We start from the raw sequence: 25127 nt of genomic DNA on the forward strand, positions 1-25127 counted from the left end.
TAGGCAGATTGCATGAGTCAGGCTTCTGAAGCACTGAAAGAGCGGGACGCGGCGCGCATCAAGGCGGATGCCGCCATCGCCGTCCGGGACCTCAGTTTTTATTACGGACATCACCAGGCACTTAAAAAGATCAATCTGGACTTTCTGAAACAGCGTGTCACGGCCATGATCGGGCCTTCCGGCTGCGGCAAATCCACATTGCTGCGGGTTTTCAACCGGATGTATGATCTTTACCCCGGCCAGCGCGCCGAAGGGCAGGTGACATTTGACGGGGTCAACATCCTTGACCCGTCACTTGACGTGAATGTGTTGCGGGCGCGGATCGGCATGGTTTTTCAGAAGCCAACACCTTTCCCCATGTCGATCTATGAAAATATCGCCTTCGGCGTGCGACTTCATGAGAAATTATCCCGCTCTGAAATGGATATGCGCGTTGAGGATGCCCTCACGCGTGTGGCACTGTGGAAGGAAGTCCGCGACCGCCTGAAAGACGGGGCGACGGGGCTTTCCGGCGGGCAGCAGCAACGCCTCTGTATCGCCCGCAGCATCGCCACGCGGCCGGAAGTCCTGCTGCTGGATGAGCCAACCTCTGCGCTTGACCCGATTTCAACAGCGCGGATTGAGGAGCTACTGGACGAGCTGAAGGAGGATTTCACTATCGCGATCGTGACGCATAACATGCAGCAGGCGGCGCGCTGTGCGGACCAGGTGGCCTTCTTCTATATGGGGGCGCTGGTGGAAGTGGGAGACGCCGACAAGATGTTCACCAACCCCCGCCAGAAACAGACGCAGGATTATATTACAGGACGATTTGGCTGATACGGTTTTCATGAGGTGTCGAGATGGGTATGGATGGCGTACACACCGTTAAAAGTTTTGAGCATGAGCTTGACCATCTGCGCGGCATGATGGCCCGCATGTGCGGCATTGTTGAAAACCAGGTTTCTCAGGCCGTTTCAGCGGTCCTCGACCATAACGTCACCGCAGCGCAGGAGGCGATCGACCATGATCCGATGGTTGATCAGCTTGAACGGGATATTGAAGGGCTTGCGATCCGCCTTCTCGCCCTCCGCAGCCCCATGGCGGGCGACTTACGGGAAATCGTGTCGGCGCTCAAAATCAGCAGTGACCTCGAACGTATCGGTGATTACGCCGCCTCCATTGCCCGACGCAGCACGCGGGTGGACCTGACCGATAGTCTCTCCCTCTCCGGTCTGCGTAATATGGGACGGATGGTGCAGGAAAATCTCCGTCGCGGCGCCGATGCCATGACATTGCAGGACCCGGAACGCGCCCAGGAAGTCTGGGAGGCGGATTGCGAGGTCGATGAATATTACACGGCTCTGTTCCGGGAACTGGTGACTTATATGATGGAAGACCCGCGCAATATTGGGCCCTGCATCCATCTTCTCTTTATCGCCAAAAATCTGGAGCGGATCGGTGATCACACCACCAATATCGCCGAGCGCGTCTTTTACGCGGTAAAGGGTGAAAACCTCCCACCCGTGCGCCCGAGAGGGAAGAGCTCGGCCGCGGATGCGATCGACCAGTGATGTGACGTCCGTGGCGCCCCTTATTTTTCTTGTCGAGGATGATTCCGCCCTCCAGACCATGCTGCGCTATAATCTGAGCAAAATGGGCTATCGGGTCGAGGCGTTCACGATGGGGGAGGCGGCTTGGGCGCGCCTTCAGGATGCGCCGCCGGACGCGATCATTCTCGACTGGATGTTACCCGGCCTGTCGGGGCCCGATCTCTGTCGCCGGATCCGCCTGACCGAGGCCCTGCGCACCCTTCCCGTTCTCCTGATGACGGCGCGATCGGCGGAGGAGGACAGTATTGAGGGACTGGATAGCGGCGCCGATGCGTTTCTGACCAAACCTTATAGCGTAGAAGCGCTGGAAGCCCATCTGCGCGCCCTTCTGCGCCGCGCGACCCCGTCACGCAATGAAGTATTGCGTTTTCAGGATCTCACACTCAATTCGCAGACGCGCCGCGCCTCACGCGGGCCGCATCCTCTGAATCTCGGCCCGACCGAATTTCGTCTTCTCGAATTCTTCATGCGTCACCCGCGGGAGGTCTTTTCGCGGGAAACACTTTTAAAACGTGTCTGGAATGAAAATATCTTCGTCGAATTGCGGACGATCGACGTGCATATCAGGCGCTTGAGGCTGGCGATGAAAGCCCATGACGGCATTGATTACATCAGGACAGTCCGGTCGGCAGGCTACGCGCTTGACGATCAGGCCTGACGGCTTTCCATGCTGACGATCATATGGCTCGTCATGATAGGGGTCATCCTTATCCTTTTCTGGCGGATCTTGCGCGACAGGGAGAGGGGGCGGCGGCTCGTCACGCCGTCACGCCCCGATTTATCGTCGCGCCCGACGGACACGGATGAATCGCGCTTCTCATTTGCGGAATTTGTGCCAGTCCCGTTGATTGTTCTCGATCGAGCGGGGCGTTCTGTCGTCACCAATCATCGTGCGGTCGCGATGTTCGGGGACGCGCTGGGCGCGGTCCTGCGACATCCCGCTTTGCAGGCGGCCGTCAGCGCGGCGCGATCCGGCAACCCGGTCTCCACACAGTTGGAAGTTGACGTGCCGGTGCAGCGTGTCCTCCAAATTCGTTTGAACAGATGGGGGGAGACTGAGACACGCAAGGCACGCAGGCGGGAAGATTTCATGATTGTCGTGCTGGACGATTATACAGAGGCCGCCACCTCGCAGCGCAAGCAGGCGGATTTCGTCGCCTATGCCAGCCATGAGCTGCGCACGCCACTCGCTTCCATTTCCGCGATATTGGAAACAATCGAGGGGCAGGCTGCTGATGACCCGGCGGCGCAGAAGGAATTCCTCGCGATCATGTCGCGCCAGGCAGCGCGGATGGGCCGGCTGATTGACCGGCTTCTGCATCTTTCCCGCGCGCAACGACTCGCCCATTGGCGGCCGGAGACGGAATTGCATCTCGACAGGCTCTGGCCACGTATGAAGGAGGAAATTGCCGGACTTAGCCGACAATATGCCGGTCAGGTGATGATGCCGGAGGCGGTGTCCGCAGCCATTTTCCCCGGTGATGCGGATCAGTTGGTTCAGATGCTTCTCAACCTGGTCGAAAACGCCGTGAAACATGCCGGGCCGCATTGTCAAATTGAGGTGTCGGTGCGTCGTGAAGCCACGTCCGGCATTATTTTCAGCGTATCGGATGATGGGCCAGGTGTCGCCGCGCAGCACCTTCCCCGATTGACCGAACAATTTTATCGCGTCGCCAGTGAGAATATTGGCGGGTCCGGGCTTGGCCTGGCCATCGTCAAGCAAATTGTCGATCGGCACGCGGGCCGGTTGAAAATCAGCAGCGCGGCGGGGGAGGGGTTTCGTTGCGAGGTGTGGCTTCCCGGTGCCGTGACAAACCATGACGCCGAAACCACGCCCCCCATGGATCATGCGTGAACATCATTCCGATGCTTGTCAGGCCCGGGTGAATCGCGCAAAAAACAATGTCCGATGTGAGAGATGAAAAGTGAAGAACGACGCCGCTCAGAAAAGGCTACTGAATATGCGCCTCAAACGATGGACTATTCTTTTCACGGGATGGGCCTTTTGCCTGATGGCGCAGGCAGCTTCGGCGGATGAGATCACGGGGGCTGGGTCCAGCTTCGCGGCCCCAATCTATGGGGCATGGGGTGAGGCCGTCAAAGCCTCGCACCATATCTTCGTCAATTACCAGAGCGTGGGCTCGGGCGCCGGTGTCAACCAGATCCTCGCCCGAACCGTCGATTTTGGTGCAACGGATAAACCGTTGGAGCCGGCAAGTCTGGCAGCGGGCCACCTTTACCAATTCCCCAGCGTTATGGGCGCGATCGTCATTATTGCGCACCTGCCGGGCGTGGATGTTTCCCGCCTGCGTCTTGATGGGCCCACCTTGGCCGGCATATTTGACGGCTCGATTCTCGATTGGGATGACCCGCGGATCAAACGGCTGAACCCGGGCGTGAACCTGCCGGAAACATCTGTCGCGCCCCTGCATCGTGCGGATGCCTCCGGCACTTCTTTCGTTTTCACCGCCTATCTCTCCAAAGTTTCTCCAGCCTGGAAGCGCGGGATTGGCGCCGGGGCTTCCGTCGCGTGGCCGGGCGGCGCAGGGGCAAGGGGGAATGACGGTGTGGCGGCGGGTGTGCGGCAGACGGATGGCGGCATTGGTTATGTCGAATATGCCTACGCAAAGCAGAATCATTTGCCGGTGGTCGCGCTCGCCAATCGAACGGGCGCTTTTATCAAGCCGGATATGGCCAGCTTCGAGGCCGCAGCGCGCGCGGCGCCGTGGCAGCGCGCGAAGGGGAATGTCGTTGACCTGCTCGATACGGGGGGGCGAATGGATGGCCGATTATGAGCGCCACCTACGTCCTCGTCCCGCGCGACCATGTCAAGGAAGCTGTACGGCGTTTTTTCGCCGCGGGCCTGATGGAGGGCGATGCCGAAGCACGTGGACTCGATTATGTCCCTCTGCCGCAGAGTGTCAAATCCAGAATCCTCGCTGAATGGCCGGACCCAGCGCGGAGATGAACCCGTGACGGCCTTCATGGCGTCACGGGATTTGGCGTTACAGGCGAGTCCGGTTAATAGAGCCCTGAACATTTAAAAATCGAGGGTATCGTATGAAGCAAAATTGGATGTTGTGGGCCATCATCATCGCCATGATTGCCGGGATCGCGGCGGGGGGTGCCATCCATGCCCTTTGTGCTTCCGCGGCCATGCAGCAGCAAATCTCCAATTATGTTTCCATCGGCTCTACAATCTTCCTCCGCCTGATTAAAATGATTATCGCGCCATTGGTCTTTTCCACCCTGACGGTCGGAATCGGGCGCATGACTGACGCGGCCAGTGTGGGGCGTGTCGGCGGCAAGGCATTGCTCTGGTTTATATGTTCGTCACTCTTCTCGCTGACATTGGGCATGTTGCTCGTCAATTTCTTTGAGCCGGGTGGCGGTATGCACCGCATCTCCATGTCATCCGCATCCGGCATTTCGACAAGTGGCCTCAACCTCCTCGACTTTGTCAATCATCTCGTCCCGGATTCCATCTTCCGTGCGATGAGCGATAATGAGATCCTCCAGATCGTCGTCTTCTCTATCATTTTCGGTTGCGCTGCTGCGGCCTTGCCTGAGAAGTCGAAACTTGTCCTCGAATGGGTGGAGAGCTTCTCCTACATCATTCTCAAAATGACGAACTTCATCATGCTGATGGCGCCAATCGCTGTTTTCTGCGCTTTGACGGCGACGATTGGCGTCAATGGTCTTTCGATTATCGTCAGTTATGGCAAGTTTATGGGCGAGTTCTATCTGGCGCTCTTCGTGCTGTGGCTTTCGCTCGTCGGTGTTTCTCTGATTTTTCTCGGCAAATCGGCTTTCAAACTGGTTGACCTGCTGCGTGAGCCCTTCCTTGTCGCTTTCTCAACCAGCACCTCTGAAGCCGCGTACCCGCTTATCCTGGAACGTCTCGCTGAATTTGGCGTCGACCGGAAGATCTCATCTTTCGTGCTCCCGCTCGGCTATTCCTTCAATCTCGTCGGGACGATGATGTACTGCTCTTTCGCGAGCATCTATATTGCGCAGGTCTATGATATTCCCCTGGCGTGGAGCACGCAGATCGCGATGTTGTTGACCCTGATGCTGACGAGTAAGGGCGTTGCCGGTGTGCCGCGCGCATCGCTCGTGGTGATTGCGGCAACGCTGACGCAATTTGACCTGCCGGCGGAGGGCGTCGTGCTGATCCTCGGTGTCGATACGTTTCTGGATATGGGGCGGTCTTCAACCAATGTTATCGGCAATTCCCTTTCTGCGGCCCTGGTGGCGAAGTGGGAAAATCAACTTAAGCCCATGGCGAAATTATCGAAGACCTGACTTCTTCCTTTCAGGGTCCGGTCTTCCGATTATAATGTTTTCGCGGGTGCCGCGCTGTGCCATCGCATGAGTTCGAGGCCGCCTTCAGTGATCGCGCGCCCCGTTCCCGCGATGGAGATGCGGACGCGATACCGCCGCGCGACGCGTCCAGCATCGTAGCCGCCATAAATATCGCGCCGGGGAGCGGATTTCTCCATCCCCCCGGCGCACGATGCTTCGCTGAAGCGAGGTGCCGCCTATCCAACTGGATGAATGCGTGCGGACTCTTCCACGCTCTCATCCACATAACGCCCCCGCATTTTCCACCCCAAGATGAGGGCGATCGTGATGACGGGGATGAAGGCGATGGTGATCGTGCCGCTGGGGTAGTCGAACGCCATCATGACGATAACGAGCGCAAAAAAAGCCAGGGTCAGCCAGGAGGAGAAGGGATACCACGGCATTTTGAAATTCTGCTCCGGGATGAGGCCTTCCCGGATGCGGGTGCGCATCCGCATATGGCAGAGAATAATGCAGCTCCAGCTTGCCAGAATGCCGAGCGCTGAAAGATTAAGGGCAATTTCAAACACGGAGGATGGTATCAGATAGTTCAGCGCCACCCCGATCAGATAGACGCTGACCGTCGTCAGGATCGCCACATAAGGGACGGAAAAGCGGTTCATCTTCTTGAGGGCATGGGGGGCGGAGCCGCCGAAGGCCATGGCGCGCAACATGCGCCCTGTCGAATACAGGCCGGAATTGAAGCTTGAAAGCGCGGCGGTGATGACGACGACATTCATCACGTTCTCAATGCCCGGAATATGCAGCGCGTCCAGAAACGTCACAAAGGGGCTTTGATCAGCGCGGTAGGCCCACCACGGCATCACGCAAACGAGGAGTATGACGGAGCCAACATAAAACACGGTCACGCGCAGGAAGATCGACCGCACCACCCCGCGGATAATCTCACGCGGGTTATGGCACTCTCCGGCCGCGACCCCGACAAGCTCAATGGCGGAGTAAGCAAAGATAATGCCCTGAAGCAGGAGGAGCGACGGCATAATGCCATGGGGAAAGAGGCCGCCATTAGCTGAGATCATCCAGAAGCCCGGGCGACGTCCATCGACGGGGATATGCCACCCGCAAACCCAGATCCCGATGATCAGGAAAAAGACGAGCGCCACCACTTTGATGATGGAGAACCAGAATTCAAATTCCCCGAAATAACGGACGCTGATCAGATTGACGAGCCCGATGAAAGAGAGCGCGATCAACGCGAAGACCCATTGCGGCACGTCACCGAAGACCGGCCAGAAATGCATATAGACAGCGACAGCGGTAATATCGACGATGCCCACCATGGTCCAGTAAAGGAAGGTCATCCATCCGGCGATATAAGCCGCGCGCTCACCGTAAAATTCACGCGCATAAGAGACGTAACTCCCGGCGGTGGGGCGATACATAATCAGCTCACCCAGGGCCCGCAGGATGAGGAAGGAGAAAAACCCGCAAATAAGGTAATCAATCGCGAGGGAAGGGCCGATTTGCTGCAGGCGCGCCCCGGCACCGAGAAAAAGCCCGGTGCCAATCGCGCCACCGATCGCGATCATCTGCATCTGTCGACGACCGAGATCCCTGTGGTAACCTTCATTGGCCGGGTCGATGAGAGGGGTATCCGCCGCGTTATTCTGAGTCAAAATTCTTTCCCCTCTTTGCGGATTGCCACTTAACACAAATCGCAATCGTAATGAAAACCGGGCGCCTTGCCAATAGAGCGGTCCCCGTCAAAACGCTTGAGGCGACGGCGTCGGGCACCGTCAGAAAGGGGCGACGCGTGACGCATCCGGGTCGGTCAGGGCACACACCCGCCTGAATTTTGTTGGCCCGGGCGGCCTATTTCAGCATTTAAGGTGATTGCGGCTTTCCACTCAACAAATTATCCCGGAGAGCATGAACTTCCGGTGAAGAAACCGCGTTTACGACAACTAAACGAAAAGTTTTCGTAAATTAAACGGTTTCTTAAATTTATGATCGCATCATCTAGCGTATCCTCCGCGTTGACCGAATGGGAATGTAAACTTCCCGATTTTAAATGACGGCGCGACATCATCGGTCTTCGGACGGTCGAGGGGTGTCCTTGCCACAGCATGAGCAAGAAATTCGATGTTAACGTTTCAAATTATCTTCGAATCCTTACTCGCGATGCTCTTGGTCGCCACCATCGCCGTGACTGCGAGCGTCGGTCGAAACATGAGGCGTCTTCAGCAGGAAAAGAAAATGACTTACGCGCTCGTCGCCATGCTGGAGCGCGCGACGAGCACGGCACAGGCTGAGGCCGTCAGTTTAACGCGCCTCGTGGATATGATCCGGGCGGAACGCGGACAACCCGAATCCGGCAAAAGTGGGACGGCAACGTGCTGCGCGAATAATGAGGCCGACCCCTCGCTTTCTGACAGGAGCGCGCCTCGGACGTCGCGAGAGGATCAGAAATTCGGCTCCCGCTCGGAACATTCTTCTCTATGACGGTTCGGCGCCTCATGCTGGCCGTCATGATTATCCTGCTCACTGTCATCATGATAAGTCTTGCCCAGAAAGTCCTGTTATTCAGGCAGGCGCAGGATGATGTCGGCTACAGCCATATGGCGGAAATGGCGCATTAACACGTCCTGACATTGTGATTTGCCACCCGCGCGCATGTAGGACATCGTCTCCGCATAGGATCGGAGACAGGTCATGCTCAAACGCTTCCTCAACGCGCAGGATAAACTCGTTTCCGAAGCCATTGACGGGCTTCTCACATCATCCCAGGGCGCGCATCTGGCGCGGCTCGATGCGGGTGCCGGCATCAATGTTGTGCTTCAAAAACATGTGCCGCCGGACCGTGTCGCTGTGATTTCCGGCGGCGGGTCGGGTCACGAGCCTGCCCATGCGGGTTTCGTGGGGCGCGGTATGTTGACAGCCGCCGTCTGTGGCGCGGTTTTCGCCTCACCGGGAATAGATGCCATCCTCTCCGCCATCATCGCCGTGACCGGCCCGGCTGGCTGCCTCCTCATCGTCAAAAATTACACAGGCGACCGTCTTAATTTCGGTATCGCGGCGGAGCAGGCGCGTGCGCTCGGCTATAAAATCGCACTTATCATCGTCGGGGATGATATTGCGCTGGGTGAAAATGCACGTGCCAGGGGGATCGCGGGCACGATCCTCATCCATAAAATTGCCGGTTATCACGCAGAGAGGGGGGCCGCGCTGGATGAGGTGACGCGTCACGCGGAGGATGCTTCCCGTAAGGTGCGTTCCCTGGGCCTCGCTTTAACCGACTGCAATGTTTATGACGGGAATCATCAGGATCGCCTCGGCCCCCACGAGGCGGAACTGGGCCTCGGCGTTCATGGGGAGCCCGGCGCGGAAAAGATCCCCCTCGCGTCGCTTGACCAACTGATGCACCAGGTGGTGGCACGGCTCGAAACCGCGATGACCTCCGGCAATCTCATCGTCATGGTCAATACGCTGGGCGCGGTGCCGCCTCTGGAGGCCTGTGCGATCGCTGCAAGCTTCACTAAAACTGCGCTGGCGAAAAGGACAAAATGGGTGATCGGCCCGGCCCCGCTCATGACATCTCTGGATATGGTCGGGTTTTCCCTGTCGCTCCTCCCGGCGGAAGAGGCGTTTGTGGCCGCGCTCCGCGCGCCGGTGGAACCTTCTTTCTGGCCCGGCATGGCCCCATTTTCACCCGTAGCAACCCTGCCCGCACCCGAATTGACGGAAAGTTTCACATCGCCCGCATCACGCCATGCCGCGCTGGAAGCCCACTTGCGGACTGGTCTGGATGCCCTGATCAACGCCCGACAGGATCTGAATGCGCTTGACGCAAAACTCGGCGATGGCGATGCAGGCTCGACTTTCGCGGATGCGGCGCAGATTATCAGCGATGCTTTCCCGAAATTGCCTTTTGCCTGTCCCGACGCGCTGTGCGCGACTTTGGGGCGGTTGCTGGCACGCCATAGTGGTGGGTCAAGCGGCGCTCTGCTCTCCATTATGCTGACGACAGCCGGGCAGGCGAAAAATCCGGTGCAGGGGCTGAAGCGCGGTCTGGAAGCCATGACGCGCTATGGTGGGGCTCAGAGAGGGGATCGCACGATGCTCGACGCCCTCTGGCCCGCGATCACCTGCCTCGACCAGGGGGGCTCCCTGCCTGAAGTGGCGGAGGCAGCACGGAAAGGGGCAGACGATACGGTCAAAATGAAGGCGGGCGCGGGGCGCGCGGCGTATGTCCCCGCCGCACATCTTGATAATATCGTCGACCCCGGCGCTGAGGCCGTTGCGCGATTCTTGGCCGCAATGGCTGCGACGGGCTGAGCAACGCCCCGCGGGCGCCCTATTCACACGCAGGATTGAAATGATCGGCGATCCGGTCAAGCAAATTCGAGACGAGCCCCAGATAAGAGTTGCCAAAAAGTCGATGATGCATCAAAGCGGGCCATAATTGGTAGATGGTGAATTTCGGCTGTAATGACGTCACATCAATTTGATAAGCGTCCCAGAAGGCTTGAGGTGGCGTGGAAAACAGCGTCAGTACGGCAAACTCCGCATGGGCATCGCCAATCATGCAGGCCGGGTCAATCAACGCGCTCACACCGTGATCCGAGAAGAGGACATTGCCCAACCATAAATCACCATGCAAGAGGGCGGGTTTCGGGTGGCTTGGCAGGTGCCGTTCCATCAAGGCCGCCATTCCTTGAAACTGCCTCTGCAAATGCGGGGGCAGGGCGTTTGCGAGGGGGCAAAGTCTTTCCCGCATCCAGAAAGCGGCCCAATCGTGAGATTGTGCTTTCGGCAAGGTCACGCGCCCGATTGCATAATCATCAGACCAACCATAAGGCGCGTCCTGCGCCACATCATGCATCTTCCGAAGGGCGGTGCCGAAACCCCGCCACCCCGCCTCTGACGCGGAGACGTTCGGGATATAAGAGATGATCAGCAGGTGATCAGTCACATGGAGCACGTCCGGAACCGGCGCGCCACAGGCTGAGAGAGCCTGCAACATGCGGGCCTCAGCGTCAGGCGCTGGGCTCGATTTGGCGATAAGTGCCTCATCCCCATCAAGCGTGACATGCCAAACGGAAGACGTGTCACCCCCCTGCATCTCCGCTATGCGGACAATTTTCCGTGGGGCGAGAACCGCCGCCAGCGTCGTTTTCATCGGAGTCATGAGCGGGGTGCTGTTTCGGCGTCATTCTCACCCCGATCGAGGCAGGACCGGGCAAGGGCTGCGCAGGCAGACGTAATTTGCGCCCAGGCTTTTTCAAACGCGGCCATGTCTTTGTAATAAGGGTCTTCGACGCTCACATTTTTCTGCCCAGGTTGAAAATCCATCAGGAGATGAATTTTATCCCGCGCGGCCGGCGGGGCGCGACGTCTCAACGCGCACAAATGTCCGTTATCAAGGGCCAGAATATGGGTGTATCGCTCAAAATCTTCATCTTCCAGCCGCTTGGCGCGGTAATGCCCGATTTCCAGACCCGCCGCCGCGGCAACATGCTGCGCGCGCTCATCCGGTGGGTCACCAACATGCCACCCATCAATCCCTGCGGAGGCGATGTCGATGGACAGGCCACGTTGCGAGGCTTCCTTCCGCATCGCGGCCTCGGCCATGGGTGAACGGCAAATATTCCCCGTGCAGATGAAGAGAAAGGAAGGGCGCATGAATCATCCTTGCATATTGATGGCGTTTGCCGATGGGGCGACGGGAGCATGTCATCGTGCGGTGACGAGATAAAGCCGCGTAACACGGCTATTTGCGCCCGCCGATGCGAGGCCATTTGGTGAAACGCCCATAATCTCCGCGGCTTCTATCCGCATGTCAGATCATCCTCTCACATAATGTGATCAAAATCAGCCATTGCAACTCGTTGCAAAAGCCAAACAACCATGTAACCTGACCGGGAATATTGCTCCGGAGCCAGAAAAGCTTTGCAAGCCCTATCCGAAAAGGCGATGATCCAGCCCCCCGCCCTTAAGCTGCAACGCGCTGAGGGGGCGCTGAGAATGTCCGTAAAAAAGGACGGGGTGAGGACGCGCCTTGATCAGTTACGCCAAAGCGGTTGCCTGAAAACCTTTTTCCCCCATTCGCCGCATTCGGCGCTGGAATGCATCCTTGTCAATGTCTCTGGCGGCATTGCCGCGTCAGATCGCCTTGAAAGCCTGTTCTCGTGCCCCGCGCGCACCCATCTCATCCTCTCGACACAAGGGGCGGAGCGCTACCAGCGCGTGCGTGATGGCGAGGCACCTTCTCAAGTCACGACAATATGTCACGTGGGTGCAGGTGCCCAACTGGAATGGCTGCCGCGTGAGACGCTTTACTATAATGACGCTTATGTCACGCGGAACTTTGAAGTTCATCTGACTGCCGATGCGCGTTTCACAAGCGTGGAGACGCGCGTTTTCGGGCGATCTTATGCCGGGGAGCGCGTGCAACGCCTGCGATTGAAGGAGCGAATGTGCGTCTACCGGGATGGTGCGCCCCTTTTTATTGACGCCGTTATATCGGACGCCATCAGCGATGCGGTGCTTGATCGGGCGGCCATTGGCGATGGGGCGCATGTCCAGCAATCTATCCTCCATGTTTCTGATGAGGCGACCATTTGTCTTGATGAAGTCAGGACCGCAATTCGTGGCGTGAATCATGTTCATATGGCGGCGTCCGCCTGGAATGGCGTGATGGTTATTCGGCTTCTGGCCCGCCATCTGGATCATGCTCTTAAAGCGGGGGAAGCGGCCTTGAAGGTGGTGCGGCGCGGGGCCGACATGCCGCCATCCTGGCGTTATTAGCAAAGGAAGTTCATGCGGCTGACACCACGGGAAAAAGAAAAACTCCTCATCTCTCTCGCGGCGATGGTGGCGCGTAACCGGTTGAGTCGCGGGGTGAAACTGAATCACCCGGAGGCCGTCGCCTTGTTGACGGATCACATTATTGAAGGCGCCCGTGACGGACAGAGTGTTGCAGGATTGATGGAATCTGCCGCGACCGTTCTGACGCGGGGCCAGGTCATGTCCGGCGTGCCGCAACTTATCGCGGAGGTGCAGGTTGAGGCGACGTTTCCCGATGGCACAAAACTGGTGACGGTCCATGACCCCATTCGATGACCGGGATTTCCTCAATCAGGTCGTTCCTGGTGAAATCATCTGTGCCGATGCGGATGTCCCGATCAATGTCGGCGTGCCGCGTTGCGTTTTGCGCGTGCGCAATGCAGGGGACAGGCCCATTCAGGTCGGCAGCCACTATCATTTTGCCGAGGTCAATCAGGCGCTTCTTTTCGACCGTGCTGCGGCGCGCGGCATGCGTCTCAATATCCCCTCCGGCGCGGCCGTGCGGTTTGAACCGGGCCAGGCGCGCGATGTCATGCTGGTACCTTTTCGCGGCCTGCGCGTCGTGATTGGTTTTCAAGGGGCGGTGATGGGGAAACTTGACCCATGACATCCATGCGACGATGGGATTACGTCAGAAGCTTCGGCCCGACAACAGGTGACCGCGTCCGCCTTGCCGATACCAACCTCCTGGTGGAGGTTGAGCGGGACTTCACCCTTTACGGTGAGGAGGTCAAATTTGGCGGCGGCAAGGCGATCCGCGATGGAATGGCGCAATCCCAGCTCAGCGCGGAGGAGGGGGCGTGTGATACGGTCATCACCAACGCGCTGATTATCGATCATTGGGGGATCGTCAAAGCGGATATCGGGTTGCGGGCCGGACGCATCTGCGGGATCGGCAAGGCCGGTAACCCGGATACGCAACCGGCTGTGGATGTCATTATCGGTCCCTGCACTGAGATCATCGCCGGGGAAGGTAAAATCGTGACAGCGGGGGGTGTGGATACGCACATTCACTTCATATGCCCCCAGCAGATTGACGAAGCTTTGGCCGCGGGGATGACAACCTTGCTGGGCGGCGGCACAGGCCCGGCAACCGGCACAGCCGCCACGACCTGCACGCCCGGCCCGTGGAACATCCATCGCATGTTGCAGGCTGCTGAGAATTTGCCTGTGAATGTCGGGTTCGCCGGGAAGGGAAATGCGTCGCGGCCTTCAGCTTTGGAGGAAATGGTGCGGGCCGGGGCGTGTGCGCTCAAACTGCATGAGGATTGGGGCACCACCTTACGCACGATCGATACTTGTCTTTCCGTTGCTGACAGGATGGATGTGCAGGTTATGCTGCATTCCGACACGCTGAATGAAAGTGGTTATGTCGATGACACGATTTCGGCGATCGGGGGAAGGACGATCCATGCTTTCCATACGGAGGGGGCCGGGGGCGGGCACGCGCCGGATATCATCAAACTCGCAGGACTTAAAAATGTCCTGCCTTCCTCCACCAACCCGACGCGCCCTTATACGGTCAATACGCTGGAAGAACATCTCGATATGCTGATGGTCTGCCATCACCTTGATAAATGTTCCGCCGAGGACATGGCCTTTGCGGAAAGTCGGATCCGTAAGGAGACCATCGCCGCCGAGGATATATTGCACGATATGGGCGCGCTCTCCATGATGTCTTCTGACAGTCAGGCCATGGGGCGCGTGGGCGGAGTCATCATCCGCACCTGGCAGACTGCGCATAAAATGAAGGCGCAGCGCGGCGCACTGAAGGGGGATGGCGCGGCAGACAATGAGCGGGTCAAAAGATATATCGCGAAATATACCATCAACCCCGCCATCACCCACGGTCTCGCGCGGGAAGTCGGCTCAATCGCCAGCGGTAAATTAGGGGATCTCGTCCTTTGGGAGCCCGGATTTTTCGGGGTGAAGCCGTCTATCGTGGTTAAAGGCGGCATGATTGTCATGGCGCAGATGGGTGACGCAAACGCCTCCATCCCCACCACGTCTCCCATCATGCCGAAACCGATGTTCGGCGGGCTGGGACGCGCCGTCTCTGAAACCTGCATCACTTTTGTTTCTCAGGCGGCGGTGGAGGAGGACATCAAACACGCGCTTGATCTCAAACGCCTTATCCTGCCGGTCAGCAATGTGCGCGGCGGTATCAGCAAGGCGGATATGGTGCGTAATAACGCCACGCCGCATATTGAGGTGGATGCGGAAAGTTACGAAGTGCGGGCCGACGGTGTGCTCCTGACCTGTGAACCGGCAATGGCCCTGCCCATGGCGCAAAGGTACTTTCTCTACTGATGATACGTGGCACGAAAATCCTCCCCGCGGGGCGTTGGGACGCGGCGCGGGCTGCGACATCTTATCGCGCCGATTATGAAGGCCGGTTCAGGCGGCGCATGGTCCTGACGCTGGCAGATGGGTCGGAGGTTCTACTTGATCTTGACACGCCGACTCTCATGCGTGACGGGGACGGGCTCGCTCTGACGGATGGCCGGATTGTCCTGATCGTGGCGGAAGCCGAGCCTCTCGTCGAAATCCGCGCCGATTCCATGGATGCCCTCCTCAAATTGGCGTGGCATGTGGGTAACCGACATATCGGTGCAATGATCCATCATGATCGCATCACGATCCGGCAGGACCCGGTGATTGAGAAGATGATAGAGGGGCTTGGCGGACACCTGACGCACGTGCATCGCGGTTTTGATCCGGAAAATGGCGCTTACGCCGCGCCCGGCCCCGCAAACCATCATCACCATCACCCTGCATGACGCATCTCCGCGCTAGTTGACCCGTGATCAGACCTTGATGAAACAGCATGAACTGGACTCCGTGCGTCTGTTGCGGCTGCTGAACTGGGTGTCACCCGCTTTGCCGATCGGGAGTTTCGCTTACAGTCACGGGACAGAATGGGCCGTTGAAAAGGGTGACATCCGGGATGCTGAAACGCTGACTCTCTGGGTGCGGGACCTCCTCCACCATGGTTCCTTCCGCGTTGATCTTGCGGCGGTGCTGACGGCGTGGCGCGCCGAGGATGATGACGCGGCCCGTTCCGCCGCGGCCCATACGCTGGCGCAAGCCTCATCGCGGGAGAGATGGGAGGAGACATTGCAGCAGGGCAAAGCCTTTCTGCGCGCTGTCTATAACTGGCCTGATATTGAGGCGCCCCAAACGGAGACGCGCCGGTTGTCACCCCCGCCGCAATGCCCTTTGCCGGTCGCTTTCGGACTGACGTGCCGCCAACATGGTTTCGATGAACAGATAACGCAACTCGCTTATGCTCATTGTGCCGTGTCGGCGGTGATCTCTGCCTGCGCGCGGCTGATCCCGCTGGGTCAGACAGAGGCGCTGCGCGTTCTGGCGGCGCTGGAAGACGAGATTGTGCGGACGATCGCGAGGATGCAGAATGTAACTCTCAATGATGTCGGCAGCATATGTTTCGCGTCCGACCTGGCCGCGATGCTGCATGAAACGCAAAAAACAAGGCTGTTCAGAACGTGATGAAACATCAGAAAAAACCCGATCATTCCCGGCCTCTTCATATCGGGATCGGCGGGCCGGTTGGCTCTGGCAAAACAGCGCTCATGCACAGATTATGCCTGTTTTTCCGAGACCAATACGAAGTTGCGGTCATCACCAACGACATTTACACGCGGGAAGATGCTGAATTTCTGATCCGCGCCGGGTCCCTGCCGGCGGATCGCATCCTGGGTATCGAGACGGGCGGCTGCCCGCATACGGCCATCCGGGAGGATGCCAGCATCAATCTCGCCGGGATTGAAACGTTGACGGAAAAATTTCAACAGCTCGACATCATCCTGATTGAAAGCGGCGGCGATAATCTTGCCGCCACCTTCAGCCCGGAGCTTGTTGACCTTACACTCTATGTCATTGACGTTTCGGCAGGTGACAAAATCCCGCGCAAAGGCGGCCCGGGCATTACGCGCAGCGACCTTCTCATCATCAATAAGACGGATCTTGCCTCCTATGTGGGCGCAGATCTTAACGTCATGGCGCGTGACAGTCGGCTCATGAGGCGGGATCGACCTTTTCTCTTCACCAATCTGCGCGATAATGAAGGTGTGACGGAGATTGCGACTTTCATCATGCAGAAAGGCGGATTGAAAGTCGCAGCCTGAAGGAAGGTGAAGCAAATATGGTGATCAACCTTCTCCTGCTGAATATCGGCCTGTGGGTTTTGGCTGCGCTGACGCCCGGCATCCCTTATGCCGTCATCCTGCTGGCCTGGACGCTCGGGCTGAGGCACGCACTTGATGTCGATCATATCGCCGCGATCGATGCCGTATCACGGCAGATGATGTCGCGCGGCCGTCCGGCGCAGCGTGTCGGGCTGTATTTCTCAATCGGTCATTCCGCTGTCGTCCTGACAGCGACCTGCATCGCCGCGTGGTATGCCTCATCCCATGTCCTGGAAGACGGGCCGCCTTTGATCGGTAATCGTTTCAGTGCACTCTTTTCCGCCATGTTTCTTCTTTTCATCGGTGGTGCCAACCTTGCCAGTCTCTTCCACCCTTTGAGGCCCATGCAGACGCGGAAAGGATGGGGGTGGTTGATGTCGCGGGTGACCTCACCCGGTCATATGGTCGTGGTGGGCTTCCTGTTCGGCCTCGGCTTCGATACGGCGAGTGAAATCGGCCTTATGGCCTTGACGGCGGCGCAGCGCGCTTCAGTCTTCGCGGTCGTGTTGATCCCTGTCATTTTCGCGGCGGGGATGATGCTGGTCGACGGGATTGATTCGTTTCTGATGGTGAAGCTCTGGAGCCGCCCTGCGCAACGTGTCACCTACCGTCGCCTCGTCACACTAGTTTCCGCTGCCATCGCCCTCTTTATCGGGGGGCAGGAACTCCTCGCCTGGGGGGCGTCCAACCATCCCGTCATTGCAAAATTGACGGGTTGGATCGACGCGCATGTTACGCAGATGGGAGGGGCCATTATCGTGGCGTACGTTCTGCTCTACTTCCTCATGAGGCGACGCCTCGATTTGAGTGTGAAAATGCGGATCGGGTCGCACTTATAGACGCGACACCGTCAAAGGTTTTTGAAAGAGCACCGACCCCGTCATGTTGAGCCGGTGCGCCAGGTCCTCGCGCTGAGAGGATGATTTACCCACGCCGTGCGCGCGCGGCTTTGCCTTCACTTGTCAGTGCAGGAAGGCCCTTCGGCCATCGGCGTGTTTGTGAACTGCCACGAGGATCGACCCGCAGACGGGCCGCGGGGATGCGTCGTTCCGTTTCGATCTTCTCCCATTGAGGCGCGGGAAAAACGGCGTTTTAAAGCGGATTTTCCCCGGTCATCGGGAGGATAACCGCATCTCAAATATCTCCGTTCTTCCATCAAAAATGCCGCCGAAGCGGCGATCTGCGGGCGTTGAGATTTTTAGTGGATAACTTTCAGTCTTTCAGCTGGTCTTCCTCTCGAGCCTGCCGATTTCGGCATTTGCAACCCTTAAAAAGGCAATTATTTTCCGCGCGCATGGCATGACCGTTTGATTGACTGAAGCGACAATCCTCGCGTCGTCGGTTTTACATCGTTAGATGCGGGTTTACTTCCCGCGTTTTCCAATTCAACTGGTTTGACTTAAGCCCGATTTGAGCCCGATGCGCCCTGTTGGGGCTGAAGGGCCTTGCTGCTGCCGCATTAATGCACAACATCCAATGATTTAAATGATGAAGATGTAATTATGGTGTCCGCGGCGGGATTCGAACCCACGGCCCCAGGATTCATACCACTTCAGCTTTCACTGCCGGCTCTGACGCCGTTCGTGGTCTGGACTGTCTCTTGGCCTTGATTTCCTGAGGAAATGTTAGGCCCCGCCCGTTCAGTCTCTACACCTTCGCCTGCATGATGCAGTGCGCTTGGCTCGGGATTGGCACGGCCTTCGATGGCCAGAGCTTTCCCCGAATTTGAGCGGATCCGCAGGAGAGGTTTCCCCCTCTAGCGCCCAATTACTTAGGAATCCTGTGCTCTATCCTGCTGAGCTACGCGGACATCATCCGCCCGATGATTAGGTTATTTCCCGATATGAAACAAGCGGCAAATAATACGCCATTATTCACGCGTCTTCAGACAGAGGGCTGCAAGCCAACGCGCCGAGTCGCACGGAGTCGCCCGTTTGGCTTCCGGGTTTATAAGGAAGTTAAGAAAGTATAAGCATGTCATGAGCACCGTTTTGCGGCGGGTGTGTTTGTTGCAGTACGAATAGGTATGATTGTGTCACAAAATGGCGACCTTCGCCGCACCGGTACAGTCCAGGTAAGACGGGGTCCGAGTCATGTATAATCTGCCTTCGAGAAGCTTTGGAACTTCGGAGGGAAGCCTCCTCCGGATCCGCCTTCTCGGAACGATGGGGGCAGAGACATCCGGCGGACTGAGTGTGCTTCCGGTGGGTGGCAAGACGCGGGGTCTGTTAGCTATTCTGGCGCTTTCCGACCGCAAACCCGTTATGCGCAAAACCATTGCGGACCTGCTCTGGAGCAACAGGGCGGATGACCTGGCGCGCGCTTCCCTCCGGCAGGAAATCCATCGCCTCCTTGTCGCATTGAATCCGTTAGGCGCTGATATTGTCGAGGTTCAGCGTCAGGCCCTGACACTCAAGCCTTTCCTGACCTGGGTGGATGTCGAGAAAATCCTGCATGGCGGTATTGAGGCGCTTCAGCTTGTCCCGTCACCCAGTGAGGGGCTGCTGACCGAACTTAACGCCATTGACCCGGCTTTTGACAACTGGCTGGCGGCGCAGCGCAAACGCCTCGATCGTCACGTCCTGTCTCTTTACAGTCAGGCCCTGGCGCAGGTTGAAGACCCGGAAGCCATGCTTGCCTATGCGGAAGGACTCTTACAGCGCGACACCATGAACGAATTGGGCTGGCGTGGACGCCTTCAGGCCTATGTCACCAAAGGTGAGATGGGCAAGGCCTCACGTACCTGCGCAGAGATCATGGATCTTTTCAATTACCGCCTGGGCGCATTGCCCGGGCCGGAAACCATGCGATTGATCCGTGAGATACAGGCTCATGCGGCATCGGAAACAGCCGAGTTCGGATTTTCGGAAAGTCAAAATCTGTTCAAGGAGACGGAGGTCGCGTCGCGTGAGGTGGTAGCGAATGAGACACCGACCATCAGAAGCAAGCCCGCCCCGCATCGACATCCGGTCGTGTCAGGCAACGTCCCCCGCACACTGGGACGCGTCGCTGTCGAAGCTTTTTCAGCCCCGTCGGAAGTTCATCTGACACCCACGGCTTTCGCCCTGGCAGAGCAGCTCGAGGTTGAACTCGTGCGGCTTGATACGCTGCAAGTGGTTTTCCGTCCCGGGCAGAAAAGCGCGTCATCCGCCAGTCCCTTCTTTCAGGCGGCGCATCAGGCCATTGATTTCCGCGTTGTCAGCATCGTTCATTCCGGAGAACCGCGGGAGGCGTCCCAGCGCGGCGTTGACCGGAACTGGGTGACCATCCGCCTGATCAGCTGCAAAGACGATGATTATGTCATCTGGGCGGACCGCCTGAACCTTCCGCAGGAGGAGGCGGAACGAAATGCCTTCAACCGGCATATCGCCTGGTCACTGCAATGGGCGTTGATGATCTGGGAAGGGCAGCGCGCCCTGAACCGCCCGATCGCTGAATTGAGCGCCACGCGTCTCGCCGCGCGGGCCGCCTGCCTGCTGACACATTGTGACTCCGCGCGTTCGGAGGAACTGAATGAGCTTGTCCGACGTGCTGAAGCGAAAGACAGTGAAAACATCATTGTGCTTTACGTCAAAGCGCTGGTCGGGCTGGTGCGGTATTTCACACGATGGCATCCGATCGAAGAGGAAGAGTGCAGGGCGCTCTCCCACGCGCTTGATCGTATCAGTTCCTATCTGAGATATAATCCGCTCAGCATCAATCTCATGCTCTATGCGCGCCTTGTCTTTCCGGGACAATATGAACAGGCACGCGCACTTTATTCGGAAAGTGCGGGGCGCTCCTTCAAATATGTGTCGCCCTCCATAAACTGCTTCAATGCGATCAACGCCCTTCTGGACGGGGATCGCGTGCGGGCCTTGAATGAGATCAGGGAATTCAGCGCCCGCAAAATGGCCTCCGCGGCCCTGGCATTGCTGGAGCCGATCGGCGCCATGGTGTTGCATGCCTGTGGTGAACATGCCGAAGCACACCAGGCCTGCACCGCTTATATCTGCCTCTATCCCAGGTCTGAAGCCGGGCTTCTCGTCTATCTGATGGGGCTGATCCAGCGTCGCGCGACGGTTGACGCCGCCGTGGCGGGCAAGCGCCTCCTACGTCTTGCGCCGGACGCCACCGTGACGGGCATCCTCGCGCGCTTGAGCTACCTGCCCCCCATGATTTATGAATGGGTGCGTCAGATGCTGACCCTTTCCGACCTGCCGCGTTAAGACGCCGTGTCAAAGCTTGGCTTTAGCTGAACCACAGGATAGAAAAGACTCGGACCCAACCACCTTGCGCGCCCACCGGGCCGCGCATAATCGTTTCAGCTCAGAGGTAACATGATCGCATCCGCGCGCCCGAAGCCAGACCACTGGTCCCGCCATCATCACCACATTCTGCGCCTGAATGTTTTTGCGGGCGCGCTCCTGTTTTCCCTGCTTGCAGGCTGTGGCTCCGACCGGGACCCGAGCGGCCTTGCAAAGCCGAAAAATCACCTTATGACGGTCGATCGCGGTGCGTCGGGGGGAGATGATCAACTGAAAGACGGCGTCAATGTCTATCTGTGGCGCGGCGCGCTGGATACGCTGTCATTCATGCCATTTTCCTCCGCCGATGCCGTCGGGGGTATTATCCTGACGGACTGGTATACGCCCCCAACCAGCCCGGATGAGCGGTTTAAAATCGCTGCTTATGTCATGAGCCGCCGCCTGCGCTCAGATTCCCTGCGTGTTGCCGTCTTCCGGCAGGAGAGGCAGGGCGGGCAATGGGTCGATAGCCCTGTTTCTTCCAACACGGTCTCCGATATCACGACCCGAATTCTTAACCGCGCGCGTGAGTTACGGGCCGAGAATAAGGGCGGGGACTAGACGCTGCCCGGCCCGAGAGTGCATCTGACAGCCCGACACACGTGAATTGACGAAAAGAATACCGACCTCCCATGACGACCGCAGAAAACACCATCCTGGATTTTGAAACGACGGAGCTGAAATGGCAGAAAGCCTGGGAGGAAATCGGCGCTTTCTCAGTCGGGGATGTGCCGGATTCTGACGCGTCGACTTACTATGTGCTCGAAATGTTTCCCTACCCCTCAGGCCAGCTCCATATGGGGCATGTGCGCAATTACGCGCTGGGGGATGTCGTGGCGCGCTATAAAAGGGCGCGTGGCTTTCAGGTGATGCATCCAATGGGGTGGGATGCTTTCGGCCTGCCGGCGGAGAATGCAGCGCGGGAGCACGGCGTGCACCCGCGGGAATGGACACTCAGCAACATCGCCAAAATGCGCACGACATTGCAACGTCTGGGCTTCTCCCTTGACTGGTCGCGGGAGGTCACGACGTGCCTGCCATCTTATTTCGGGCATCAACAGAAATTATTTCTCGACATGTTCCGGGCCGGCCTCGTTGAGCGACGTGAATCCGCTGTCAATTGGGACCCGGTCGATCAAACCGTGCTGGCGAATGAGCAGGTGGTGGACGGGCGCGGATGGCGCTCCGGCGCGTTGGTTGAGCGGCGTCATCTCGCGCAATGGTTCCTCAAAATCACCGATTTTGCCGAGGAACTGCTCGACGGGTTGGCGGAGCTTGAGGACTGGCCCGCGCGTGTGCGGGCCATGCAGGCACGCTGGATCGGATTTTCAGAAGGCGCGCGTATCACTTTCCCGCTGCATCACCCGCCGGAAGGGTTTGATGCCACGGCAGATGCGATCGAGGTCTACACAACCCGGCCTGACACGTTATTCGGCATGGGATTTGTCGCCATCGCCGCGGATCACCCCCTCGTGGCGCGACTGGCGCCACATAATGAGGCGGTGCGCCTCTTCGCGGAGGAATGTGCAAGGCTGGGCACGCGGGAAGAATCGATCGAGAGCGCGGAGAAGCGCGGCGTCGATACAGGTTTGCGGGTCGTCAATCCATTTGCGCCGCATGAGATCTCACCTGTGTGGATCGCCAATTTTGTGCTGATGGATTACGGTACGGGCGCTGTTTTCGGCTGCCCCTGCGGGGATCAGCGTGACCTCGATTTTGCACGGAAATATCACCTGCCCGTGCGCTCCGTCATTCTGCCACCGGGTGAATCGCCTGAAAGCTTCGTCATTGAAGACAAGGCTTATGTCGGTGACGGTACGCTTTATAATTCGGGTTTCCTTGATGGGCTCGATACAGAAACGGGCAAAAAAAGGGCGATCACCGCGTTGGAGGATATGGGCGCTGGTGTCGCGTCCGCCAGTTGGCGCCTACGGGATTGGGGCGTGTCCCGCCAGCGTTACTGGGGCTGCCCGATCCCGATCATCCATTGCGCCACGTGCGGTGCCGTGCCGGTGCCGGACGCGCAATTACCGGTGACATTGCCGGAGGATGTTTCTTTCGACATATCCGGCAATCCGCTGGATCACCATCCAAGCTGGAAGCACGTGACCTGCCCCCAATGCGGCGAGGCTGCGACGCGGGAAACGGATACTTTCGACACGTTCGTTGATAGCTCCTGGTATTTCGCGCGTTATGCGTCGCCTCACTCCGTCGCGCCGGTTGATCGGGAAGCGGCTGAGCGCTGGCTGCCGGTCGATCGTTATATTGGCGGGATTGAACATGCCATCCTGCATCTGCTTTATGCACGCTTCTTCACGCGGGCGATGAAGGTGACGGGACATCTCGATGTGAGTGAGCCTTTCAAAGGGCTCTTCACGCAGGGGATGATCACGCATGAAAGTTATCGCGACGCGTCCGGCTGGCTTTCACCCGAGGATGTGCGACGGGAGGGTAACCGGGTTGTGCGCAGGGATAATGGCGCGCCGGTCACGATCGGCCGCTCGGAGAAGATGTCCAAATCCAAGCGGAATACGGTCTCCCCGACGGAGATCATCGCGCGTTACGGGGCGGATACGGCGCGCTGGTTCGTGCTCTCCGACAGCCCGCCCGAACGTGATATTGAGTGGACTGAGGCGGGCATTGCGGCCTCCCATCGTTTCATCCAGAAATTGCACCGATTAATCACGCATATTGCCGAGAATGACGCGCCGGATGCGTCTCATGCCCCGGGTGGCCGCGCCTTGCGGCAGGTGACGCATCGCACCATCGCCGCCGTGACCCAGGCCATGGAGGGCTTTACCCCGAATGTCGCCATTGCACGTATTTATGAGCTGACTTCCGCCCTTGCGGATGCGGAAAAAAGCCATGAAGCCGGCATGGCGGCGGCACGGCGTGAGGCCGGCCGGACGCTGGCCTTGCTGATCGCGCCGATGATGCCCCATCTGGCGGAAACGCTGATGCATCGCCTCGCACCTGAGGCCGGTCTGGTGGTCAGTCAGTCATGGCCGGTCGCGGAGGAAGCGCTCCTGACCGTCAGCCATGTGACTTTGGGCGTTCAGGTGGGTGGCAAGCTGCGCGGCACGATCGATATTTCTGTCGATGCCGATGAGGAGACCGTCTTCTCAGCCGCGATGTCAGAGCCTAATGTTGCACGCGCTTTGAAGGGTAAAACCATCCGCAAGCGCATCTACGTGCCCCGACGCATCGTCAATTTTGTCGTATCGGCCTGAAATATGAAAAAATTTGCGATCCTTTCGGCTTTGCTTCTTGCCTCATGCGGGTTTCGCCCGCTTTACGGTGAGGGGGGTGCGACCAAACAGTCGGCGCGCAGCGAGATGTCGCAGATTTTCGTGGATCGTATCAGTAATCGTGGCGGTCAGTTGCTCCGGCTGGCTTTGCAGGAGGATCTCGGTTCCGACGATGGGGCGATCCCGCAGAAATACACGCTGAGCGTTAGTCGCAATGTCGGAATTGATGCGGTCGATATCCATAAGGACAACACGTCGGGTCGTATGCGCGCCAATGCCTCAGCACATTGGCGCCTTTACACTGTGGCGGATCAGCCGCAGCTCCTGGCGGAAGGGGATGCCTCGCTTCTCGACGGCTACACGACGACCTTCCAGCAATATTTCGCGCAGTCATTGAATATGGAAGCTTTGGACGCCCGCATTTCCAAAAACCTCGCCGGGCAGATTTCGGAGCAGCTGGCCGCGTGGTTTACGTCTCACGTCACGCCCGCCCAGAAAAATAAACCTGTCGTGCCGGAATATTTTGATCCGAACGCCATGCCGTCACGCAATGGCCAGCCGATGCAGAAAGCGGGGCCGGATGGCTTCCCGGCGGCGGCAACAGGCCGGACGGATATCGGTATTGATGATGAGTGAGACCGG

The 25127-nt window shown here is 58.3% G+C and carries 24 protein-coding genes and 1 pseudogene; 21 read left to right on the forward strand and 4 right to left on the reverse strand.

The features are described from left to right. Positions 1–12: 12 nt before the first annotated feature. From pstB to CGLAMM_RS08715, 6 genes and pseudogenes are all read left to right on the forward strand, one after another. The gene (gene pstB / locus CGLAMM_RS08690) at positions 13–819 is read left to right on the forward strand and encodes a phosphate ABC transporter ATP-binding protein PstB (RefSeq protein ID WP_394818564.1); all 807 of its coding nucleotides are present in this window, start codon (positions 13–15) and stop codon (positions 817–819) included. Between the two features lie 23 nt (positions 820–842). After that, positions 843–1553 carry a phosphate signaling complex protein PhoU gene (phoU, locus tag CGLAMM_RS08695; RefSeq protein WP_394818563.1) on the forward strand — a complete coding sequence of 237 codons (711 nt, stop codon included), beginning with the start codon at positions 843–845 and terminating at the stop codon, positions 1551–1553. After that, positions 1537–2250: a response regulator gene (locus CGLAMM_RS08700; RefSeq protein WP_394818562.1), complete on the forward strand. Its 714-nt coding sequence runs from the start codon at positions 1537–1539 to the stop codon at positions 2248–2250. The genes phoU and CGLAMM_RS08700 overlap by 17 nt, the downstream gene beginning before the upstream one ends. A 9-nt stretch (positions 2251–2259) precedes the next feature. Continuing rightward, positions 2260–3447: an ATP-binding protein gene (locus tag CGLAMM_RS08705; RefSeq protein ID WP_394818561.1), complete on the forward strand. Its 1188-nt coding sequence runs from the start codon at positions 2260–2262 to the stop codon at positions 3445–3447. 157 nt (positions 3448–3604) lie between these two features. Beyond that, a pseudogene (gene pstS / locus CGLAMM_RS08710) lies at positions 3605–4560 on the forward strand (phosphate ABC transporter substrate-binding protein PstS). A 92-nt stretch (positions 4561–4652) separates the two neighbouring features. Then, on the forward strand, positions 4653–5897 hold the full coding sequence (locus tag CGLAMM_RS08715) for a dicarboxylate/amino acid:cation symporter (protein WP_394818560.1): 1245 nt from the start codon (positions 4653–4655) through the stop codon (positions 5895–5897). A 29-nt stretch (positions 5898–5926) separates the two neighbouring features. On the opposite strand, the gene CGLAMM_RS08720 is transcribed toward CGLAMM_RS08715, so the two are convergent. Both CGLAMM_RS08720 and CGLAMM_RS08725 read right to left on the reverse strand, forming a co-directional pair. Continuing rightward, positions 5927–6094 carry a hypothetical protein gene (locus CGLAMM_RS08720; RefSeq protein WP_394818559.1) on the reverse strand — a complete coding sequence of 56 codons (168 nt, stop codon included), beginning with the start codon at positions 6092–6094 and terminating at the stop codon, positions 5927–5929. A 39-nt stretch (positions 6095–6133) separates the two neighbouring features. Then, on the reverse strand, positions 6134–7573 hold the full coding sequence (locus CGLAMM_RS08725; RefSeq protein WP_394818558.1) for an amino acid permease: 1440 nt from the start codon (positions 7571–7573) through the stop codon (positions 6134–6136). A gap of 580 nt (positions 7574–8153) precedes the next feature. Between CGLAMM_RS08725 and CGLAMM_RS08730 the strand changes: the two genes are divergently transcribed. The 3 genes from CGLAMM_RS08730 (at position 8154) to CGLAMM_RS08740 (ending at position 10232) form a co-directional block, all read left to right on the forward strand. After that, positions 8154–8399 (forward strand): hypothetical protein, encoded by a 246-nt coding sequence (locus CGLAMM_RS08730; RefSeq protein WP_394818557.1) that lies wholly within the window; start codon positions 8154–8156, stop codon positions 8397–8399. Next, positions 8396–8536 carry a hypothetical protein gene (locus CGLAMM_RS08735; protein ID WP_394818556.1) on the forward strand — a complete coding sequence of 47 codons (141 nt, stop codon included), beginning with the start codon at positions 8396–8398 and terminating at the stop codon, positions 8534–8536. The genes CGLAMM_RS08730 and CGLAMM_RS08735 overlap by 4 nt, the downstream gene beginning before the upstream one ends. A 73-nt stretch (positions 8537–8609) precedes the next feature. Beyond that, entirely contained in the window at positions 8610–10232 is a 1623-nt protein-coding gene (locus CGLAMM_RS08740; RefSeq protein WP_394818555.1) for a dihydroxyacetone kinase subunit DhaK, read from the forward strand. A gap of 19 nt (positions 10233–10251) precedes the next feature. Here the strand turns inward: CGLAMM_RS08740 and CGLAMM_RS08745 are convergent, their stop codons facing one another. Next, entirely contained in the window at positions 10252–11076 is an 825-nt protein-coding gene (locus CGLAMM_RS08745; protein WP_418115607.1) for a fructosamine kinase family protein, read from the reverse strand. A gap of 5 nt (positions 11077–11081) precedes the next feature. Further along, entirely contained in the window at positions 11082–11579 is a 498-nt protein-coding gene (locus CGLAMM_RS08750) for a low molecular weight protein-tyrosine-phosphatase (protein ID WP_394818553.1), read from the reverse strand. A 291-nt stretch (positions 11580–11870) separates the two neighbouring features. Between CGLAMM_RS08750 and CGLAMM_RS08755 the strand changes: the two genes are divergently transcribed. The 12 genes from CGLAMM_RS08755 (at position 11871) to CGLAMM_RS08810 (ending at position 25121) form a co-directional block, all read left to right on the forward strand. Continuing rightward, on the forward strand, positions 11871–12704 hold the full coding sequence (locus CGLAMM_RS08755) for an urease accessory protein UreD (RefSeq protein WP_418115608.1): 834 nt from the start codon (positions 11871–11873) through the stop codon (positions 12702–12704). 12 nt (positions 12705–12716) lie between these two features. Continuing rightward, positions 12717–13019, forward strand: a complete 303-nt coding sequence (locus tag CGLAMM_RS08760; RefSeq protein ID WP_394818551.1) for an urease subunit gamma — start codon at positions 12717–12719, stop codon at positions 13017–13019. Beyond that, positions 13003–13350, forward strand: a complete 348-nt coding sequence (locus CGLAMM_RS08765; protein WP_394818550.1) for an urease subunit beta — start codon at positions 13003–13005, stop codon at positions 13348–13350. Before CGLAMM_RS08760 ends, CGLAMM_RS08765 begins: the two co-directional genes overlap by 17 nt. Next, on the forward strand, positions 13347–15053 hold the full coding sequence (ureC, locus tag CGLAMM_RS08770) for an urease subunit alpha (RefSeq protein WP_394818549.1): 1707 nt from the start codon (positions 13347–13349) through the stop codon (positions 15051–15053). The genes CGLAMM_RS08765 and ureC overlap by 4 nt, the downstream gene beginning before the upstream one ends. Then, a complete protein-coding gene (locus tag CGLAMM_RS08775; RefSeq protein WP_394818548.1) occupies positions 15053–15523 on the forward strand; it encodes an urease accessory protein UreE in 471 nt (156 codons plus the stop codon). The genes ureC and CGLAMM_RS08775 overlap by 1 nt, the downstream gene beginning before the upstream one ends. Positions 15524–15560: 37 nt before the next feature. After that, positions 15561–16253 (forward strand): urease accessory protein UreF, encoded by a 693-nt coding sequence (locus CGLAMM_RS08780; RefSeq protein ID WP_394818547.1) that lies wholly within the window; start codon positions 15561–15563, stop codon positions 16251–16253. Then, complete coding sequence (ureG, locus tag CGLAMM_RS08785) at positions 16253–16891, forward strand: urease accessory protein UreG (RefSeq protein WP_394818546.1); 639 nt, start codon at positions 16253–16255, stop codon at positions 16889–16891. The genes CGLAMM_RS08780 and ureG overlap by 1 nt, the downstream gene beginning before the upstream one ends. Before the next feature lie 17 nt (positions 16892–16908). Next, a complete protein-coding gene (locus tag CGLAMM_RS08790) occupies positions 16909–17790 on the forward strand; it encodes a HoxN/HupN/NixA family nickel/cobalt transporter (protein WP_418115609.1) in 882 nt (293 codons plus the stop codon). A gap of 1254 nt (positions 17791–19044) precedes the next feature. Next, positions 19045–21159, forward strand: a complete 2115-nt coding sequence (locus tag CGLAMM_RS08795; RefSeq protein WP_394818544.1) for an AfsR/SARP family transcriptional regulator — start codon at positions 19045–19047, stop codon at positions 21157–21159. Between the two features lie 111 nt (positions 21160–21270). Next, on the forward strand, positions 21271–21798 hold the full coding sequence (locus CGLAMM_RS08800) for a DUF3576 domain-containing protein (protein WP_394818543.1): 528 nt from the start codon (positions 21271–21273) through the stop codon (positions 21796–21798). A 71-nt stretch (positions 21799–21869) separates the two neighbouring features. Further along, a complete protein-coding gene (leuS, locus tag CGLAMM_RS08805) occupies positions 21870–24467 on the forward strand; it encodes a leucine--tRNA ligase (protein WP_394818542.1) in 2598 nt (865 codons plus the stop codon). A gap of 3 nt (positions 24468–24470) precedes the next feature. After that, the gene (locus CGLAMM_RS08810) at positions 24471–25121 is read left to right on the forward strand and encodes a hypothetical protein (protein ID WP_394818541.1); all 651 of its coding nucleotides are present in this window, start codon (positions 24471–24473) and stop codon (positions 25119–25121) included. Positions 25122–25127: the final 6 nt, after the last annotated feature.

This window comes from Sorlinia euscelidii, assembly GCF_036452135.1.
In the GTDB taxonomy this organism is placed as follows: domain Bacteria; phylum Pseudomonadota; class Alphaproteobacteria; order Acetobacterales; family Acetobacteraceae; genus Sorlinia; species Sorlinia euscelidii.

Coding starts and splice junctions, on each gene's coding strand:
- pstB (WP_394818564.1), top strand. CDS start 13: ATGAGTCAGGCTTCTGAAGCACTGAAAGAGCGGGACGCGGCGCGCATC.
- phoU (WP_394818563.1), top strand. CDS start 843: ATGGGTATGGATGGCGTACACACCGTTAAAAGTTTTGAGCATGAGCTT.
- CGLAMM_RS08700 (WP_394818562.1), top strand. CDS start 1,537: ATGCGATCGACCAGTGATGTGACGTCCGTGGCGCCCCTTATTTTTCTT.
- CGLAMM_RS08705 (WP_394818561.1), top strand. CDS start 2,260: ATGCTGACGATCATATGGCTCGTCATGATAGGGGTCATCCTTATCCTT.
- CGLAMM_RS08715 (WP_394818560.1), top strand. CDS start 4,653: ATGAAGCAAAATTGGATGTTGTGGGCCATCATCATCGCCATGATTGCC.
- CGLAMM_RS08720 (WP_394818559.1), bottom strand. CDS start 6,094: ATGGAGAAATCCGCTCCCCGGCGCGATATTTATGGCGGCTACGATGCT.
- CGLAMM_RS08730 (WP_394818557.1), top strand. CDS start 8,154: ATGACTTACGCGCTCGTCGCCATGCTGGAGCGCGCGACGAGCACGGCA.
- CGLAMM_RS08735 (WP_394818556.1), top strand. CDS start 8,396: ATGACGGTTCGGCGCCTCATGCTGGCCGTCATGATTATCCTGCTCACT.
- CGLAMM_RS08740 (WP_394818555.1), top strand. CDS start 8,610: ATGCTCAAACGCTTCCTCAACGCGCAGGATAAACTCGTTTCCGAAGCC.
- CGLAMM_RS08745 (WP_418115607.1), bottom strand. CDS start 11,076: ATGAAAACGACGCTGGCGGCGGTTCTCGCCCCACGGAAAATTGTCCGC.
- CGLAMM_RS08750 (WP_394818553.1), bottom strand. CDS start 11,579: ATGCGCCCTTCCTTTCTCTTCATCTGCACGGGGAATATTTGCCGTTCA.
- CGLAMM_RS08755 (WP_418115608.1), top strand. CDS start 11,871: ATGATCCAGCCCCCCGCCCTTAAGCTGCAACGCGCTGAGGGGGCGCTG.
- CGLAMM_RS08760 (WP_394818551.1), top strand. CDS start 12,717: ATGCGGCTGACACCACGGGAAAAAGAAAAACTCCTCATCTCTCTCGCG.
- CGLAMM_RS08765 (WP_394818550.1), top strand. CDS start 13,003: ATGACCCCATTCGATGACCGGGATTTCCTCAATCAGGTCGTTCCTGGT.
- ureC (WP_394818549.1), top strand. CDS start 13,347: ATGACATCCATGCGACGATGGGATTACGTCAGAAGCTTCGGCCCGACA.
- CGLAMM_RS08775 (WP_394818548.1), top strand. CDS start 15,053: ATGATACGTGGCACGAAAATCCTCCCCGCGGGGCGTTGGGACGCGGCG.
- CGLAMM_RS08780 (WP_394818547.1), top strand. CDS start 15,561: ATGAAACAGCATGAACTGGACTCCGTGCGTCTGTTGCGGCTGCTGAAC.
- ureG (WP_394818546.1), top strand. CDS start 16,253: ATGAAACATCAGAAAAAACCCGATCATTCCCGGCCTCTTCATATCGGG.
- CGLAMM_RS08790 (WP_418115609.1), top strand. CDS start 16,909: ATGGTGATCAACCTTCTCCTGCTGAATATCGGCCTGTGGGTTTTGGCT.
- CGLAMM_RS08795 (WP_394818544.1), top strand. CDS start 19,045: ATGTATAATCTGCCTTCGAGAAGCTTTGGAACTTCGGAGGGAAGCCTC.
- CGLAMM_RS08800 (WP_394818543.1), top strand. CDS start 21,271: ATGATCGCATCCGCGCGCCCGAAGCCAGACCACTGGTCCCGCCATCAT.
- leuS (WP_394818542.1), top strand. CDS start 21,870: ATGACGACCGCAGAAAACACCATCCTGGATTTTGAAACGACGGAGCTG.
- CGLAMM_RS08810 (WP_394818541.1), top strand. CDS start 24,471: ATGAAAAAATTTGCGATCCTTTCGGCTTTGCTTCTTGCCTCATGCGGG.